At 68.2% G+C, this 16397-nt stretch carries 13 protein-coding genes, 1 tRNA gene and 1 CRISPR repeat array (1 of these 15 running past the window's edge); all 14 genes read left to right on the top strand.

Annotated features, from left to right (window positions below):
• Positions 1-213 precede the first annotated feature (213 nt).
• The 14 genes from QQA02_RS11075 to cas2e all read left to right on the top strand — a co-directional run bounded on the left by QQA02_RS11075 (position 214) and on the right by cas2e (position 15802).
• The gene (locus QQA02_RS11075) at positions 214-417 is read left to right on the top strand and encodes a CsbD family protein (RefSeq protein ID WP_284773867.1); all 204 of its coding nucleotides are present in this window, start codon (positions 214-216) and stop codon (positions 415-417) included.
• A gap of 191 nt (positions 418-608) precedes the next feature.
• A tRNA-Ser gene (locus tag QQA02_RS11080) sits at positions 609-696 on the top strand.
• 264 nt (positions 697-960) lie between these two features.
• Positions 961-3525 (top strand): MMPL family transporter, encoded by a 2565-nt coding sequence (locus tag QQA02_RS11085; RefSeq protein WP_284864322.1) that lies wholly within the window; start codon positions 961-963, stop codon positions 3523-3525.
• Positions 3526-3902: 377 nt separating this feature from the next.
• Positions 3903-4595, top strand: a complete 693-nt coding sequence (locus QQA02_RS11090) for a hypothetical protein (RefSeq protein WP_284864323.1) — start codon at positions 3903-3905, stop codon at positions 4593-4595.
• Between the two features lie 53 nt (positions 4596-4648).
• A complete protein-coding gene (locus tag QQA02_RS11095; RefSeq protein WP_284773863.1) occupies positions 4649-5026 on the top strand; it encodes a hypothetical protein in 378 nt (125 codons plus the stop codon).
• A 178-nt stretch (positions 5027-5204) separates the two neighbouring features.
• Complete coding sequence (gene tgt, locus QQA02_RS11100; RefSeq protein ID WP_284773861.1) at positions 5205-6491, top strand: tRNA guanosine(34) transglycosylase Tgt; 1287 nt, start codon at positions 5205-5207, stop codon at positions 6489-6491.
• Between the two features lie 239 nt (positions 6492-6730).
• Positions 6731-9550 (top strand): CRISPR-associated helicase Cas3', encoded by a 2820-nt coding sequence (gene cas3 / locus QQA02_RS11105; RefSeq protein WP_284773860.1) that lies wholly within the window; start codon positions 6731-6733, stop codon positions 9548-9550.
• A 23-nt stretch (positions 9551-9573) separates the two neighbouring features.
• Complete coding sequence (casA, locus tag QQA02_RS11110) at positions 9574-11241, top strand: type I-E CRISPR-associated protein Cse1/CasA (protein WP_284864324.1); 1668 nt, start codon at positions 9574-9576, stop codon at positions 11239-11241.
• Positions 11242-11246: 5 nt separating this feature from the next.
• Positions 11247-11882 (top strand): type I-E CRISPR-associated protein Cse2/CasB, encoded by a 636-nt coding sequence (gene casB, locus QQA02_RS11115; RefSeq protein ID WP_284773856.1) that lies wholly within the window; start codon positions 11247-11249, stop codon positions 11880-11882.
• A gap of 87 nt (positions 11883-11969) precedes the next feature.
• Entirely contained in the window at positions 11970-13133 is a 1164-nt protein-coding gene (gene cas7e / locus QQA02_RS11120) for a type I-E CRISPR-associated protein Cas7/Cse4/CasC (protein WP_284773854.1), read from the top strand.
• Positions 13130-13828 (top strand): type I-E CRISPR-associated protein Cas5/CasD, encoded by a 699-nt coding sequence (cas5e, locus tag QQA02_RS11125; protein WP_284773852.1) that lies wholly within the window; start codon positions 13130-13132, stop codon positions 13826-13828. The genes cas7e and cas5e overlap by 4 nt, the downstream gene beginning before the upstream one ends.
• Positions 13825-14487, top strand: coding sequence for a type I-E CRISPR-associated protein Cas6/Cse3/CasE (gene cas6e, locus QQA02_RS11130; RefSeq protein WP_284773850.1), 663 nt, complete (start codon positions 13825-13827; stop codon positions 14485-14487). The genes cas5e and cas6e overlap by 4 nt, the downstream gene beginning before the upstream one ends.
• A gap of 17 nt (positions 14488-14504) precedes the next feature.
• Positions 14505-15449 (top strand): type I-E CRISPR-associated endonuclease Cas1e, encoded by a 945-nt coding sequence (gene cas1e, locus QQA02_RS11135; RefSeq protein ID WP_284773848.1) that lies wholly within the window; start codon positions 14505-14507, stop codon positions 15447-15449.
• Complete coding sequence (cas2e, locus tag QQA02_RS11140; protein WP_284774011.1) at positions 15449-15802, top strand: type I-E CRISPR-associated endoribonuclease Cas2e; 354 nt, start codon at positions 15449-15451, stop codon at positions 15800-15802. The genes cas1e and cas2e overlap by 1 nt, the downstream gene beginning before the upstream one ends.
• Before the next feature lie 69 nt (positions 15803-15871).
• Positions 15872-16397: direct repeats of the CRISPR family, unit length 28 nt; unit sequence GTCCTCCCCGCGCCAGCGGGGATGAGCC (it continues 4567 nt past the right edge of the window).

Consider the following 16397-nt stretch of genomic DNA (forward strand, 5'->3'; position numbering starts at 1 on the left):
CGACGGTGACGGGCGCGGCGTCGGAAAGCGACCGCGCAACCGCGCGCGGTGGCGGGCCGCGCGCAGACCGTGCACAATGCATGAAATAAATGCGGGGCCGTGAACTGGGCATTTATCGATGAACGGTGTTCGTTGAAAGTTTTGCGCCCGTCACGGCGCGCGCGGCGTCGTTAGACTGAAGAGCACAAGAACACCGACGAAAGGAGCATGCATATGGGTGACATCCAGAACACGGCTGAGGACTTCGCCGGAAAGGCCAAGGAGGCCGCCGGTGACGTGACCGACAACGAGGACCTGCAGAACGAGGGCAAGGCCGACCAGGTCGTCTCCGACGCCAAGGAGAAGGTCTCCGACGCCGGCGACGCCATCAAGGACAAGGCCAACGAGGTCATCGGCAAGTTCAAGGACGACAAGTAAGACTTGTCTCCCTCAAGGGCCCGCGCGAGCGGTCCCTGCGCACGGCCCGGGATTTTCCTCCCGGGCCGTTTCGTGTGTGTGGGGCGCGCGGGGTGTGCGCGGGGGCGCGTGCGGTGCCGCGAGGCGGGCGGGGAAAGCGTCGCGAACGGGTGATTTGGTCGCGGCGGAACCGGTCGGTTAGCCTATTCGGCGGTGGCGTGTCCGAGCGGCCGAAGGTGATCGCCTCGAAAGCGATTGTTGGGTAACCCCCAACCGAGGGTTCAAATCCCTCCGCCACCGCGCAGCGGGACCGCGTCCCCTCCCCGAATGGATCGGGAGGGGGGCGCGGTCCCTTTTTTAGCGATGGGCGGGGGCGACCGTCGCCGGACGCGGGCGGGAATCCGCCCGCACCGCAGACGGGGCGCGCACCGCGACGGTGATGTAACGCCGGGGCAGCGCGCGTCGGAAAGTTCTTGTGGCACCCGCGGGGCCTCGGTACCGTTCCGGGACACGGGTAGAATTGGACTGTTGCCCTGCACCCTCGACTCTGGAGTCTGGACTGACGTGGCTGAACTGCTCTTCAAAATGGGACGCTGGTCGTTCCGTCGCAAGTGGGTCGTCCTCGCGACGTGGCTGATCATCCTCGGTGCCGTGGCGGGTGCCGCGGTGGGGTTCAGCAAGCCGTTCTCCAGCCAGTTCAGCATCGGCAACGCCCCGTCCATCGAGGCGACCAAGCTGATGATGGAGAACTTCCCCGAGGCCGGCAACCCCGCCGACGCCGCGACGGTCAACCTCGTCTTCGCCACCACGGACGGCAGCAGGCTCGACGAGGAGCACAACAAGGAGACCATCGACGACGTCGTGGGCGCCGTCGAGGACAGCCTGCAGGGCGAGATCCGCAACACCCAGCGCTTCGGCAACCCGGTGGTGCTCTCGCCGCAGCTGACGCAGGGCGTCTACGACATGTCCGTCGAGCAGGGTCTGCCCGAGGCGACCGCGCGCGAGGACGCCGAGAACCTCGCGCTGGTCTCCGACGACGGGCGCATCGCCTACACGACCTTCGACTACGACGTCGACTCTGCGATGGAGGTCAGCGACGAGCAGCGCCAGGCCGTCTACGACGCCATGGAGCTCGGCCGCGGGCAGGGCCTGCAGGTCGAGGCCGGCGGCGCCGGCTTCGGCGACCCGATCGCCATCAAGGCCACCAGTGAGGTCGTCGGCCTGGCCGTCGCCTTCGTGGTGCTGCTGCTGACCTTCGGCTCGCTGATCGCCGCGGGTCTGCCTCTGATCACCGCCGTGATCGGCGTGGGCATCGGCGTGCTCTCGATCCTTCTGACCACAGCCGTCGTCGAGCTCAACGACGTCACCCCGACCCTGGCGATCATGATCGGCCTGGCCGTGGGCATCGACTACGCGCTGTTCATCCTCTCGCGCTACCGCGTGGAACGGGAACGCATGTCCGCGCCCGACGCCGCCGGCATGGCCGTGGGCACCGCGGGCTCGGCCGTGGTCTTCGCCGCGGCGACAGTGATCATCGCGCTGGCGGCCCTCGTCGTCGCCGGCATCGAGTTTCTGTCCTGGATGGGCCTGCTCGCCGCGCTGACGGTGGCCGTGGCGATGCTGGTGGCCCTGACCCTGGTGCCCGCGCTGCTGGGCATCTTCGGCGAGAAGGCCTTCGGCGCACGCATCCCAGGCGTGGCCGGCAACAAGAAGCGCGACGGCACCTGGCCGAAGCGCTTCCGCAAGGGCATGACCATGGGCCGACGCTGGGTCACGCTGGTGCAGAAGGTCCCGGCGCTCATGCTCGCCGCGGTGATCCTGGGCCTTGGCGTGCTCTCGCTGCCCGTGACGCGCCTGGAGATGGCGCTGCCCTCGGACACGACCTCGAATGTCGACACCACCCAGCGCAAGGCCGCCGACCTGATGGCCGAGGGCTTCGGCGCCGGCGTCAACGCCCCGCTGCTCTTCGTCGTCGACGCCCACGCCGTCGACCCCGACGCGCCCGCCCTGCGCCCCTTCGTGGAGGCGCAGCGGCAGGCGGCCGAGGCCGCGGCCGCGGAGGCTGAGTCCGCCGACGCCGAGGGTGCACCGGCCGAGGGCGCCGCCAACGCTGCCCCCGAGCCCTTCGACGAGCACAGGGCCGCCGCCCAGGCCGCCTACATCTACACCGTCGACAAGATCGACGGCATGGCGGAGATCAAGAACGCCCAGCTGGTCGGCATGAACGACGACACCACCGCCGCCCAGGTCATGATCACCCCGTTCACGGGCCCCGAGGAGCAGGAGACCGTCGACGTCTCCCACGCCCTGCGCGACCGCGCCGCCGAGATCGAGGCCGCCACGGGCGCCACGGTCGGCATGACGGGCCTGACGGCCGTCCAGATGGACATCACCGAGGAGCTGGGCAACGCGATGCCGCTCTACCTGGCCATCGTGGTCGGCCTGGCGATCGTGCTGCTCCTGCTGGTCTTTCGCTCGATCACGGTGCCGGTGGTCGCGGGCTTGGGCTTCCTGCTCTCGGTCGGCGCCGCGTTCGGCGTGACCGTGCTGTTCTGGCAGGAGGGCCTGTGGGGGCTGGTCAGTTCGCCGGGGCCGCTGATCTCCTTCATGCCGATCTTCCTGATCGGCGTGACGTTCGGCCTCGCGATGGACTACCAGATGTTCCTGGTCAGCCGAATGCGCGAGCACTACACGCACAACGGCGGCCGCGCCCGCGAGGGCTCGCGCTACAACGGCGTCGAGGAGTCCGTCATCGAGGGCTTCTCCGCCGGCGCGCGCGTGGTCACGGCGGCGGCGCTGATCATGATTGCCGTCTTCGTCGCGTTCATCGACCAGCCGCTGCCGTTCATCCAGATCTTCGGCTTCGCGCTGGGCGCGGGCGTCCTCTTCGACGCGTTCTTCATCCGCATGACGCTCGTGCCGGCGACCATGTTCCTCATGGGCCGGGCGACCTGGTGGATCCCGCGCTGGCTCGACCGCATCCTGCCGAGTCTCGACGTCGAGGGTTCGAAGCTGGAGAAGGACTTCGAGGCCGGCCTCATCGGCCGGGAGGGGGCCGGGGACGCCACGGATGAAAGTGACGACGCCGCGCCGCGCGCCCGTGCGGTGGCCGCGCACCGTCGGCGTTGAGGCCCGCTTGACGACGCCGCGCCGCGTACCCAGGGGTGTTCGGCGCGGCGTCGGTCTGTGCGCGGCGAGGTTGCCGCGGCAGGGTGCTCGAGCCGTCTCCGGGGGCACGTGGGTGGGGGAGCGGCTGCGCGATGCGGCGGGGAGGGGTCGCCGAAGCAGCCGGCCGCGGGTGCGGTCTTCGAGGCGCGCCGCATTGACGGCGTCGACCTGACGACCAGCGCCGGCGAGGCCGTGGCCAAGAACGATCCGGAGTCCCGCGACTCCTGCCGCTACGAGGTGCCCGCGCCCTATCGCGACGGCACGATGAGCGAGGTCGCCATTTTTGACCCGATCGACCCGGCCTCGATGAAGCTGCAGAAGGGCGGGAAGGACGACCTGTGGGGCATCTCCGGCAGGCTCTCCGGCAAGAAGCACACCTACACGGTGCGCGTGAACTACCGGCGCACCTCGACCGCCCGCAGTTCGCCGACAATGTCGAGATCAAGCGTTTCGAAGTCGGCGGCATGGAGCGCACCGCGAACCGCGAGGGGCGATACACGATCCACGGCACGCAGGACAGGCGGGCGATCGTGCCCGCCAAGAAGCATTTCGGCTTCAAAGTCGTCGTCGACTTCAGCTACACGGACTTCCTGAAGGCGAAGAACGACCCGGACGCTGAGTGCACCGGCCGTCCCGGCCATGGACTGTTCAACACCGCACATGTCAGCTCTCCCGGTCGCGGTGACGCTGCCGCCGACGCCTGCGCGCCGGTGCCGGAACCGAAGAATCCGGCCCCGTCGACCACCAAGGAGGTCGTCGGCAACGACACCGAGCACGGCCGGATCACCTACCGGATCTCCGTGGACAACCGGAAGTCCCGGGTGCCGCGGCAGATCACCGTGGTCGACCGCCTCGGCTTCACCGACACGGTAGAGGTGCGTGAGGTGCGCGTGGACGACCGGGCCGTGCGCGTGCAGCGTGACGGAACCTTCGCGGTCGCCGGCAGCAACGGTGGCCCACAGGCCGAGGTCCGCGCGGGTGAGGTCCGCGCGGGTGAGGTCAAGACCTACCGCGTCACCGAGCCCGCCTGAGCATCGACGCCGGCCACGCCTCCGAGGTCCGCACGGCCAACGGCAGGCAGACCGTGGCCCGCCTGGACCAGCGGCTGCCCGACGACGGCGGACGGCTCCTGTCCACCGGTACTGAGCCGCTGGAGCTCGACCAGGAGTACCTGCTGGTGGAGACCCGCTCCCCGCGCGGCTTCGAGCTGCTGGCCCAGCCGATCCGGTTCCGGCTCGTCAACGCCGACGACGGTGTGGTCACCGAGGTACTCGACGCCGCCCAGCACCCTGAGGCGGAGGTCGCCGGGACCGCGGACTGCGGTTGCGTCGGCGTCCTGAAGGTCGCGGACGTGCGCACCGGCACGCTGCCCAAGGCGGGCGGCAACGGTGTGGCCTGGTGGCTGCTGGCGGGCGTCGCCCTGCGCGGCGCCGCCGCGCTGACCAACCGCCGCCGCGCCTGACAGTGCTGAGGCGTGAGCCCCGGGGAGCGGCCGAAAGGCCGCACCCCGGGGCTTTCCCGTGCCGGGCGCAGGCGCCCGGCGCCGCGCAAGAACGCGTACGGCACCGCGCACGGCCGCACGTACGCGCTCACGCGGGGCACGCGCGGCGTCGTCAATCGGACCATTAGCATCGGAGAACATGCACACCCCCGCCATGGACACCGACCTCAGCTTCCGCGTGGACACGCGCCTGGACCCCGCCGAGGTGGCGGCCAGCGGGCACGAGGTGCACGGGCGCACGGGCGTGATCAGCACGCCGCACGGTGAGATCGCCACCCCGGCGTTCATCCCCGTGGCCACCAAGGCGACCGTCAAGACGCTGACCCCGGAGCAGGTGCGCTCCACCGGCGCGCAGGCGATCCTCTCGAACGCGTACCACCTCTACCTGCAGCCCGGCGAGGACATCGTCGACGAGGCCGGGGGAGTGGCGGCCTTCGAGAACTGGCGCGGGCCCACCTACACCGACTCGGGCGGGTTCCAGGTGATGAGCCAGGGCGTGGGCTTTCGCAAGGTGCTGGCCATGGACCTGACCAACCTGACCGAGGCGGACATCCGCGCCGTGGACAAGGAGCGCAAGGCCCACGTCGACGAGGACGGCGTGGACTTCAAGAGCTTCATCGACGGCTCGCTGCACCGCTTCACCCCGGAGCGCTCGATGCAGATCCAGCACTCCCTCGGCGCGGACATCATGTTCGCCTTCGACGAGCTGACCACGCTCGTCGACACGCGCGCCTACCAGGAGTCCTCCGTCGAGCGCACGCGCCGCTGGGCCGAGCGCTGCCTCATCGAGCACGACCGGCTCACCCGCGAGCGCACGCACCGGCCGCGCCAGTCGCTGTGGGGCGTGGTGCAGGGCGCGCAGTACGAGGACCTGCGGCGACGTGCGGCGCGCGGGTTGATTGAGCTTTCCGACGCCGCGCAGCAGCGCGGTGCGCGTGGCTTCGGCGGCTTCGGCATCGGCGGGGCGCTGGAGAAGGAGAACCTGGGCACCATCGTCGGCTGGGTCTGCGACGAGCTGCCCGAGGACAAGCCGCGCCACCTGCTGGGCATCTCCGAGCCGGACGACCTGTTCACCGCCGTGGCGGCGGGCGCGGACACCTTCGACTGCGTGGCGCCGACGCGGCTGGGCCGGCGCGGCGGGGTCTACACGCTCGACGGGCGGATCAACCTGCCGGCCGCGCGCTTCAAGCGGGACTTCCGCGGCGTGGACGAGGAGTTCGGCGGCTACGTCTCGCGGAACTACTCGCGCGCCTACCTGCACCACCTGCTCAAGGCGCACGAGTACCTGGCCGGCACGCTGTGCACGCTGCACAACCTGGAGTTCATGGTCCGGCTGGTGGAAAACATGCGCGCCACGATCGCCGAGGGGCGCTTCGCCGAGTACCGCGACGAGTTTCTCGGGCGGTACTACGCGGGGCGGAAGTAGGGGGCTGGGTTCTGGGCTTCGGAGGAGTGCTGTCTGCGATTCCCACCAGGGGTGGTGTCATGCTCACTGTTGGTGCGCAGTGGTTCCGGTAACCTGAAGGCGTCTATTCGTAAAGATGAATACAGGCGATTTTCGGCCGGTATTCAGGGAACCGGAAGCGACGGGCGGCTGTCATGGCGGATGGGGAGCACCGACCGAAATCGGCGTCGGAGGGAGATGCCCCGGCCGGCAGAGTGCCCTTGTGGGAGCGCGGCGACGCCGTCTCGGGGCTGAGCGCGCGCGCCCGCAGCCTGTGGGCGAAGTCCGGTGACGAGACCGGTTGGCTCACCCTTCCGCAGCACCTCGTCGACGCCGCCTGTGTCGCGGAGGCCCTCTGGGGCGGATGGGTGCCCGACGCGGTGAAGCGGGAGATCGCGAGGATGACGGGGCTGCATGAGGAGCAGGCCCTCGTCCTAGTCACCTGGCTGGCCGGCACCCATGACATCGGTAAGGCGACGCAGAACTTCACCCGTCAGATCGAGGCGACGGGGGCCGGGGCGGAAATCGTCGCCGGCATCGGTGCAGCGGGTCTGTCCCTGGGCGCCTGGCGGCGGGCCGCGGACATGCCGTTCCTGCCCCACGGCACCGCCTCGCAGGTGATTCTCGCCGCGTGGCTCAAGGGTCGGGGCGTCGGTGGGAGAGTCGCCGGTGCTTTCGCCTCGGTCGCGGGAGCCCACCACGGCATCGCGCCGGCCGGGCAGGACGTCAAGCAGGCCCGGATACTCATCACGGAGCACCCCGCCGAGTGGCACGAGGTCCAGGAGGAGATTCTCGCGGCCATCGCCGAGCTGACCGGGATCGACGAGGTGCTGCCGGACCTTCGGATCCGGCCTGCGGCACCGGCGCTTTCGCTGCTCACCGGCATCGTGGTGATGGCGGACTGGATCGCCTCCAACAAGTTCGCCTTCCCGATGGTCTCGCGCGGCACCCAGGCCGACCGGGTCGCGGCAGGTACTGCGGCGGTCGACCTCTCCGGGGCCTGGCACTCCGTCTGGCCGGGGCACCTTGACGCCGACGAGTACTTCCGGTCGATCTTCGCCTGGCCGGGGCACTTCACCGCACGCCCGGTCCAGCGGGCCGTGCTCGAGGCGGTGGAGGGGATGCCGGACGGTGACGGCGGACTGGTGATCATCGAGGCCCCGACCGGTGAGGGCAAGACCGAGGCGGGACTGGCGGCCGCGCATCATCTCGCGGTCAAGGACGGTGCCCACGGCGTCTTCTTCGCCGCGCCCACGATGTCCACGGCCAACGGCCTCTTCGACCGCGTCCTCGAGTGGTCGCGTGCCGCGACCCCCGGGTCTGAGGTCGCCTCCATGTTCCTCGCGCACTCGAAGTCCGCGCTCTCCGACTCCTACCAGCGGCTGCTCCTCGACGGGATCGACGAGGACGCGGCGGCCGCCGAGAGCGAGGTCGGTGAGGTCTTCGCGTCGCGCTGGCTGAGCGGACGGCACAAGGGGCTCCTGTCGAACTTCGTCGTCGGAACCGTCGACCAGGTGCTCATGCTCGCCCTGCAGATGCGCTACTCCATGCTCCGCCACGTCGGCCTCGCCGGAAAGGTGGTGCTCATCGACGAGGTGCACGCCTACGACGCCTACATGTACTCCTATCTGGCGAAGACCCTGGAGTGGCTGGCGCGTTACCGCGTCCCGGTGATCCTGATGAGCGCGACCCTCCCACCTGCGCAGAAGGCCCAGCTCATCGCCGCCTACCGCGGCGAGTGGTCCACGGAGCCGGCCGCGGTCTCCTCCCGCGCCTACCCGCTGGTCACAACCGTGGCTCGGGAGCAGGTAAGCGAGATCGAGGTGCCCGCGCGGCCGACGGACATGCACGCCGTGGTGGAGTTCATCGACGACGCCGTGCCGGCTGCCGTCGCTCAACTGGGCGAAAGGCTCGCGGAGGGCGGGTGTGCACTGGTCGTGTGCAACACCGTTGCCCGGGCCCAGGAGATGTACTCGGCCTGCGTCGAGGAATTCCCCGGAGAGGTCGAGCTGCACCACTCCCGGTTCCTGGCCAACGAACGCGCCGTGAAGGAGGACCGCCTGCGTGCGGAACTCGGCCCCGACGCGCACCGGGGGGCGGGGCGCCCGTACCGCAAGGTCGTGGTGGCCACTCAGGTCGCCGAGCAGAGCCTCGACATCGACGTGGACCTGCTGATTTCCGACGTCGCGCCCATGGACCTGCTCATCCAGCGCGCCGGGCGCATGCACCGCCACGACCGTCCGGCCGGCGACCGGCCGGGACCGGTCACGCAAGCGGCGATGCTGGTGCGGGGAGTCCTCGGCCGTGACCCCGCACCGAGGCTCGACCCCGGTACCGCCGCCATCTACGACCCGGCGGTGCTGCTGGCGACCATGGCCGAGTTCGAGGAGACAGTGATCCCCGGCGGGTTCCGGCGTCCCGACGACATCGAGCCGTTGGTGCACGCCGTCTATGACCCCTCCCGGGAGGCGCCCCCGGGCTGGGAGAATGCCTGGGCGGAGGCCCAGGAGCGCAGCAGCGAAGCGCGCGCTGAAGCACTCTGGCGTGCCGGGGTATTCCAGATCCCGGAGCCCGGGCACGCCATGAAGCTGGAACCTTTGTTTACCAGGTATCACGCGCCGGACCGAAAGGTTGATCCGGAGCAGGCCGCCGTGGCCCAGGTGCGCGACGCCGGCGACTCGATCGAGGTCATCCCGATCGTGGTCGGAGAATACGGCTACCACCCGTGGGGATCGCCCGCGGAAGCGAGCTTCGGTGTGGAACCCGAGCGAGAGGTGATGGACCTGTTAACCCGTACCACGGTGCGGTTGCCGGGGACCTTCACCAGGGAGGGCGTCATCGTGAAGGTCCTTGACGATCTTGAGGCGCACACGCCCGCGGAGTGGGCGAACCACTTCCTCCTGAAGGGGCAGTTGGCCCTGGTGCTGGACGAGGACGGTCGCGGCGAGATCGCGGGGCATCCGGTGCGTTACTCGTCCGAACTTGGTTTCGAAGATCTGTCGGCTCCGTCACGGGGTGACCGTAGTGTGAAAAACGAATGACAGAGGCAAAGGAGAAGAAGCCGATGGCAGAGAGTTTCTCGCTGGTGGACAGACCGTGGATCCGCTGCCAGCTCACCGACGGAACGGAAGCGGAGGTGAGCATCCGACAGGTCTTCGACGGGAGCACCGGGATCCGCGGCGTGCGAGGCGACTCGCCGACGCAGGACTACGCCGTGCTGCGACTGCTGCTGGCGATCTACTGGCGCGCCCACGTCCCGGACGCGCAGCCCGCGCCGGGTGAGACCTACGACCACGGCGGGTGGTTCGAGACCCAGCTAGCCAGTGTCGACGCCGGCGAGGCTGATGCAGCCGTCCTGGAGTACCTGGAGAAGTGGGGTGACCGTTTCGACCTGCTCCACCCCGAACAGCCGTTCATGCAGGTCGCTGACCTGGCCACCGGGTCGGGAAAGATCAGTGGGGTCAGCAGGATGATCCCCGAGGCCGAGTCGGACGACTTCACCATGCGCGCGGGCGCCGGCCGGCAGAGCCTGGGCCTGGCCGAGGCGGCCCGCTGGCTGGTCCATCTGCAGGCCTACGACTACTCGGGGATCAAGTCCGGTGCCCTCGGTGATCCCCGCGTGAAGGGCGGCAGAGGCTATCCCATCGGCACCGGCTGGAGCGGCATGACCGGAGGCACGGTCATCGTCGGCGAGACCCTCCGGCACACGTTGCTGTTCAACACGGTGGAGGAGGCGTTGGCCCGCGAGGACGACCACCCCGTATGGGAGCGCCAGCCCGACGACCCCGCCGAGCGGAAGGACCCGACGCCAAAGGGCGCGGCGGACCTGGCGACCTGGCAGTCGCGCCGCGTGCGTCTCCACACCGAGGGGGACCTCGTCACCGGTGTGCTCGTCAGCAACGGCGACAAGATCCCCGACGCCGGTGCGAACGTGAGCGACGACCCGATGACGCCGTACCGGTACAGCAGAAACAAGTCGAAGCGCGATCACGTCGTCTATTACCCGCGCCCGTACGACCTGGAGCGGACGATGTGGCGCTCGCTCGAGCCGTTGATCATCGCCGAGAAGGACGAGGGCTACGGCGAGGAGAGCGACTCCAGGTCGAAGAAGGACCTCCCTCCCAAGCGTCCCCGCACCCTGGACCAGGTCGCCGAATTTGAGAACGATGACGCCGCACCCGACTGGGTGGACCTGCAGCTGGTCTCGACCGAGTACGGGCCGCAGGCCTCGACGATGGGCACCACCGTGGCGACCCACATCGAACTTCCGCGGAGCCTCCTGGCACCCTCGGCGGTGTCCACCCGGCGGACGCTGATCGACCAGGCCGCGGCCACCAGCGATGCGGCGGTGGCGCTGGGGAGGTTCGCCGGGAGTCTCCTCGAGGCCGCCGGCGGTGACTACGAATTCCAGAGCTCCCCGACCGACGCGTTGCTCAAGGAACTCGAGCCCGAGTTTCTCGAGTGGATAGGGAAGCTCGATCGGGAGGGCCTCGACCAGGCGGTGCGCGCCTGGCAGTCCACGGTGCAGGAGACCATCCTCTCGCAGGCCCGGGTTCTGCTGCGTGGTGCCGGCCCGAAGGCACTCGTCGGCAAGACGGTACCCGGGCGTGGCGACGGGCCGGACTCCATCGTCTCCGCCGGCAGCGCCTACCGGAGCCTGCAGGTGGCGCTGCGTAAGGCACTGCCCACGACCGCCGTGGAAACGAACCCAGAGACCAGTGAGGAGAAGTGACGAAGATGTCAGAAACCCAGACACACGCGGAGGAGCGTGCGCCACTCGCCGTCGCCGTCGGTGTGACGGTCAACCGGTTGCAGAACGACTATCTCTCCGGTGGCGGCCGGGCACCAGCAGCCAGGGGCGTGCTCGCTGAGCTGCGGCGTGGTGCAGGGCGGCCGGCGCTGTCGGACCCGCTCGCCCTGGAGCGGGTCCTGGGCGTGATGGATCCGGTCCTCACCGAGAACGAGGTCGGCACCCAGGACGGGCCGTCCCCGTCCGAGGAGGCGGCCTACCAGGCGCTGGCGTTGTTCGCTCTGCACATGCAGAGCGCGACGGCACCGGTGCACGTTCGTGGGACCTCCTTCGCCACCGCCTGCGGCCTGCTCGCCGCACGCAGCGAATCCAAGTCCATGAAGCCCCGTTTCGACGCGCTGTTGCTGGCGCAGAATCCGCATTCCCGTCTCACCCATGTCCGGTCGCTGATCACGCTGCTGCGCGGTCAGCAGCTCGGCTTCGACTACGGGGCCTTCGCCCGGGATCTCCGGGCCCTGATGAACCCCCGACACCGCGACGGCGTCCTGCTGCGGTGGGGGCGCGACTTCGCGCTCGCCCCGTACCGGAAGAACCGGCGGGCCGAAAGCCACCCGACCGCCTAGCCCGGCTGGTCCGGGTACCGACACCTCGAATCCAGAATCAACCCACGCCGGGAAACACTCCCGGCGACCTCCGAAAGGAAACATGACATGCCCCTCATCCTCGACATCCACGCACTGCAGTCGCTGCCGCCGAGCCTGATCAACCGGGACGACACCGGCGCGCCCAAGTCCGCCGTATTCGGCGGCGTCCCTCGTCAGCGTGTCTCCTCGCAGTCGTGGAAGCGCGCGATCCGCAGGACCTTCGAGGAGGACTTCGACCCGGCGATGGTCGGGTTCCGCACCAAGCGGGTGCTCGACCTGGTGGTGGACGAGATCCAGGAGATCGGTGGCGAGGACGCGTGGCCCGATGACCGTGCGGTCTCCGAGGCCTCGGCGGTGTTCAAGACCCTGAAGATCAAACTCGTCGACCCGAAGAACGCTCCCGAGGACGATGAGCTGGACGACGACCACCGGCGTGAGCTCGCCAAGACCGGCTACCTGCTCTTCCTGAGCAAGCAGCAGATCCACAACATCGCCCAGGCGGTCGTCGACGCTGACGGGGAGAAGATCAAGAAGACAGACGCCAAGAAGCTCTTCAACACCGACCACTCCGTAGACATCGCGATGTTCGGTCGTATGGTCGCAGATGACGCGGACTACAACGTCGACGCGTCCGTCCAGGTCGCTCACGCCATCGGCGTGCACGCCTCTGAGCCGGAATTCGACTACTTCACCGCGGTGGACGACCTCGACGAGGACGAGGCCGAGACCGGTGCCGGCATGATCGGCACGGTCCAGATGATGTCATCGACCCTGTACCGCTACGCCAATGTCTCCTTGGACTCCCTGGCGGAGAACCTCGGTGATGCTTCCGCCGCTGTCACCGCGGCGGAGGCGTTCGTCGACGCCTTCATCAAGAGTATGCCCACCGGCAAGCTGAACACCTTCGCCAACCAGACCCTCCCGGAGCTGGTCTACGTCGCTGTCCGGGACACGCGCCCAGTCTCCCTGGTCAACGCCTTCGAGGAGCCCGTCGTCGCAGAGCAGGATGAAGGGCGACGCGCGGTGGCCGCGCGTCGCCTCGCGGCGGAGGAACGCGAGATCGAGCAGCAGTACGGGTTCGTCCCCGTCGCAGCCTTCCTCATCGGGCTGGGCGATCTGCGCAAGCCCTTCGAGGAGCTCGACGCGAAGGCGACGACGCTGCCGGAGCTCGGCGGCCAGCTCCACGAGGTGCTCGTCCGCGAACTTTCGCTGGAGGATGAGGCCCGGTGACCGCGACACTGCTACTGCTGCTGAAGGGGCCGATGCAGGCCTGGGGCGACTCCAGCCGATACAAGATTCGTGCCACCGGCCAGGTCCCCACCAAGTCGGGTGTGATCGGGATGCTCGCCGCCGCTCAGGGTCGGCGGCGCTCTGAGCCGGTCACGGATCTGGCAGGTCTGCGGTTCGCTGTCCGCGTGGATCAGCCGGGTTCCCTTCTCCGGGACTATCAGACGGCACAGGAATGGCAGTCCGGGGGCGGGACGAGTCTGGTGACCCGTTACTACCTGGCCGATGCCGTGTTCGTCGCGGCGATCGAGGCCGACGACCGTGATCTCCTCGAGAATCTGGCCGAAGCGCTGCGGAAGCCGCGTTTCCCGTTGTTCCTCGGGCGCCGTAACTGCCCGGTCCCCGCCGGCCTCGTGATCGGGGTGCATGACGGTGATGCGGTCGCCGCACTCAGAGACACCCCCTGGCAGGCGAGTCGATCGCACCGACGTGAGCGCACGCGGAGTGTCTCGCTTCCGATCTACCGGGATGCGGACCCCGGTGAGGAAGGCGTTCCGCATCAGGACGTCCCCGTGTCCTTCGCTCAGGAACACCGCCGTTACTCCTGGCGTGAAGTCGTCCAGGATGAACCGGTGATCGTCGACAACCCCGAGGGGCGCTCCGACGACCCGTTCTTCGAGGCGGTGATCTCAGCGTGACGGCGACACTGACCAGGGTTCTGATCAACCCGCAGCGCAGGCAGGCGCGGAAGCTCCTCACCAATCCGCAGGCCATGCACGCGGCGGTGCGGGCGACTTTTCCGCCGGACATCGAGCAAGACGATGCCCGGGTGCTGTGGAGGGTCGATCATCGGGGCCACGAGCATGTTCTCTATGTCGTGGGGCCTGAGCAGCCGGATGCCACCGGCCTGGTCGAACAGGCCGGGTGGGCGACACGGCCGGCGCAAACCGCGGAGTACACACGATTCCTCGCTGCACTCAAGAAAGGGCAGCACTGGCATTTCGAGCTAGTGGCCAATCCGGTCATGAGCAAGGCCGGCGACCGTGGTACCCGAGGCAAAGTCGTGCCGCACGTCACCCCGGAGCAACAGCTGGACTGGTTGATCAAGAAGTCCGTTAACGCGGGATTCTCCGTGGCCGGGTCCGACGAAGACGGATGTCCGCCTACCGCACGAGTGGTGGAGAGAGCCAACCTCAGGTTCCGGAGAAGGGACCGGACGGTCACTGTGCGGACCGCGCGTTTCGACGGCGTCCTTGAAGTGACTGACGTCGACGCATTGAGGTCGACTCTCGTTAACGGATTGGGCAAGGCCAAAGCCTACGGGTGTGGTCTGCTGACACTGGCGCAGCCGCATTAAGACAGGTACCCCTAAAGATGCCAAGGACACCCAGCGAAATTCCGATCGTGCGCCGTGAACTCGCGCGCATGGAGGACCGCCTGACTTTCCTCTACGTGGAACGGGCGGTCGTCAACAGGAAGGACAACGCACTGACCGTCCTGGACAGTCGGGGCATCGCTCACGTACCTGCGACCACGCTTTCCGTGTTGATGCTGGGGCCGGGTACCAGGATCACCAACGCCGCGATTGCGTTGCTTGGCGACGCCGGGTGCACGGTCGTCTGGGTCGGTACAGGTGGCGTGCGGTACTACGCGCACGGGAGGCCGCCGGCGAAGTCCTCCCGGATGGCTGAGGCGCAGGCCCGGATCGTGACGAACCAACGTCGCCGTCTCCAATGTGCCCGCGAGATGTATGGCATGCGCTTCCCCGGTGAGGATGTCTCCAGGTTGACGATGTCGCAGCTTCGGGGCCGAGAGGGCGCCAGGGTTAAGCGCATTTACGCCGCGGAAGCGGAGCGCACCGGCGTCGACTGGAACCGTCGCCGATACGACCCGAACGACTTTGACGCCGGAGATCCGATAAACCGCGCGTTGACCACTGCAAACGCCGCCTTGTACGGGATCACGCATGCCGTCATCGTAGGACTCGGATTTGTGCCCTCCCTCGGGGTTGTGCACACGGGCACCGACCGGGCTTTCGTTTATGACATCGCCGATCTCTACAAGGCGGAGACCGCTATCCCCGCTGCGTTTGAATGCGCTGGCGCACCCGACGGAGAAATTGGCGGAAGAGTACGCCGAGCGCTCCGGCACAAGGTGAAGAAATTGCGTGTGATGAAGCGTATGGTTCGGGACCTTTATTCGCTGATGAAAGTCGAGGGAGCGGAACTTGTTGATGTGGACCTTATGTTGTGGAACGAGCTTGAGGTCATTGCATCCGGGGTGAACTGGGGGCCAGAGGATGATCCGGTGATGCATTGATGATGGTTCTCGTGGTGACCGCCTGTCCGGCGGGGTTGCGCGGAGATCTGACGAAATGGCTTATGGAGGTCGCGCCTGGCGTATTCGTGGGTAGGCCCTCTGCCCGGGTCCGTGATCTGCTGTGGGATCGAACCGAGGATCTTCTCCAGCAGGGTAGAGCGATTCTGGTTTATTCCAGTGACAACGAACAGGGAATGGAATTCCGCACGCATCTGAGCGATTGGACACCGACCGACTTCGATGGATTGACGCTGATGATGCGTGATACCAAAGCCCGCGGCAGGACGGCGCGGAGAAACACCGGCTGGAGTATCGCTAGAAATGCCCGCCGAGCCCGTCGTCCGCACGGTTAGAGTCGGGCTTCCGCGGACAAGTCGTATCTAGAATGGGGTTCAGGCTCCTAAAGCTGCAGCTCTGCAAGTGTCCTCCCCGCGCCAGCGGGGATGAGCCGTTCTTCGTCGCCTCGAAAGCAACCTTCACCCGGTCCTCCCCGCGCCAGCGGGGATGAGCCCACCGACCCGCCACCGGAGCAGACCCGCAGGGTGTCCTCCCCGCGCCAGCGGGGATGAGCCCGAGTTCCATCCCATCGGACCGCTTAATCCAGCGTCCTCCCCGCGCCAGCGGGGATGAGCCGGAGCAGGTGCAAGCCCTGACCGAGGACGAGTGGTCCTCCCCGCGCCAGCGGGGATGAGCCCCGCGTGGCGCACGATGAGTGGGGGTGGCGCACGTCCTCCCCGCGCCAGCGGGGATGAGCCGTAATACCCCTCGCCGCCGAGGTTTCCGACAAGGTCCTCCCCGCGCCAGCGGGGATGAGCCCATCGGCGAATTGGGCGGCCTCATGGATCATCAGTCCTCCCCGCGCCAGCGGGGATGAGCCCTCATCCTCCCACCACGACATAAGCCCGTCGTGGTCCTCCCCGCGCCAGCGGGGATGAGCCCCCCAGCCGC

This window comes from Corynebacterium sp. MSK006, from assembly GCF_030232385.1.
GTDB classification, from domain to species: domain Bacteria; phylum Actinomycetota; class Actinomycetes; order Mycobacteriales; family Mycobacteriaceae; genus Corynebacterium; species Corynebacterium frankenforstense_A.

Excerpts from the sequence above, each read along its gene's own strand:
- QQA02_RS11075 (WP_284773867.1), top strand. The coding sequence starts at position 214 with ATGGGTGACATCCAGAACACGGCTGAGGACTTCGCCGGAAAGGCCAAG.
- tgt (WP_284773861.1), top strand. The coding sequence starts at position 5,205 with ATGCACACCCCCGCCATGGACACCGACCTCAGCTTCCGCGTGGACACG.
- casA (WP_284864324.1), top strand. The coding sequence starts at position 9,574 with ATGGCAGAGAGTTTCTCGCTGGTGGACAGACCGTGGATCCGCTGCCAG.
- casB (WP_284773856.1), top strand. The coding sequence starts at position 11,247 with ATGTCAGAAACCCAGACACACGCGGAGGAGCGTGCGCCACTCGCCGTC.
- cas7e (WP_284773854.1), top strand. The coding sequence starts at position 11,970 with ATGCCCCTCATCCTCGACATCCACGCACTGCAGTCGCTGCCGCCGAGC.
- cas1e (WP_284773848.1), top strand. The coding sequence starts at position 14,505 with ATGCCAAGGACACCCAGCGAAATTCCGATCGTGCGCCGTGAACTCGCG.
- cas2e (WP_284774011.1), top strand. The coding sequence starts at position 15,449 with ATGATGGTTCTCGTGGTGACCGCCTGTCCGGCGGGGTTGCGCGGAGAT.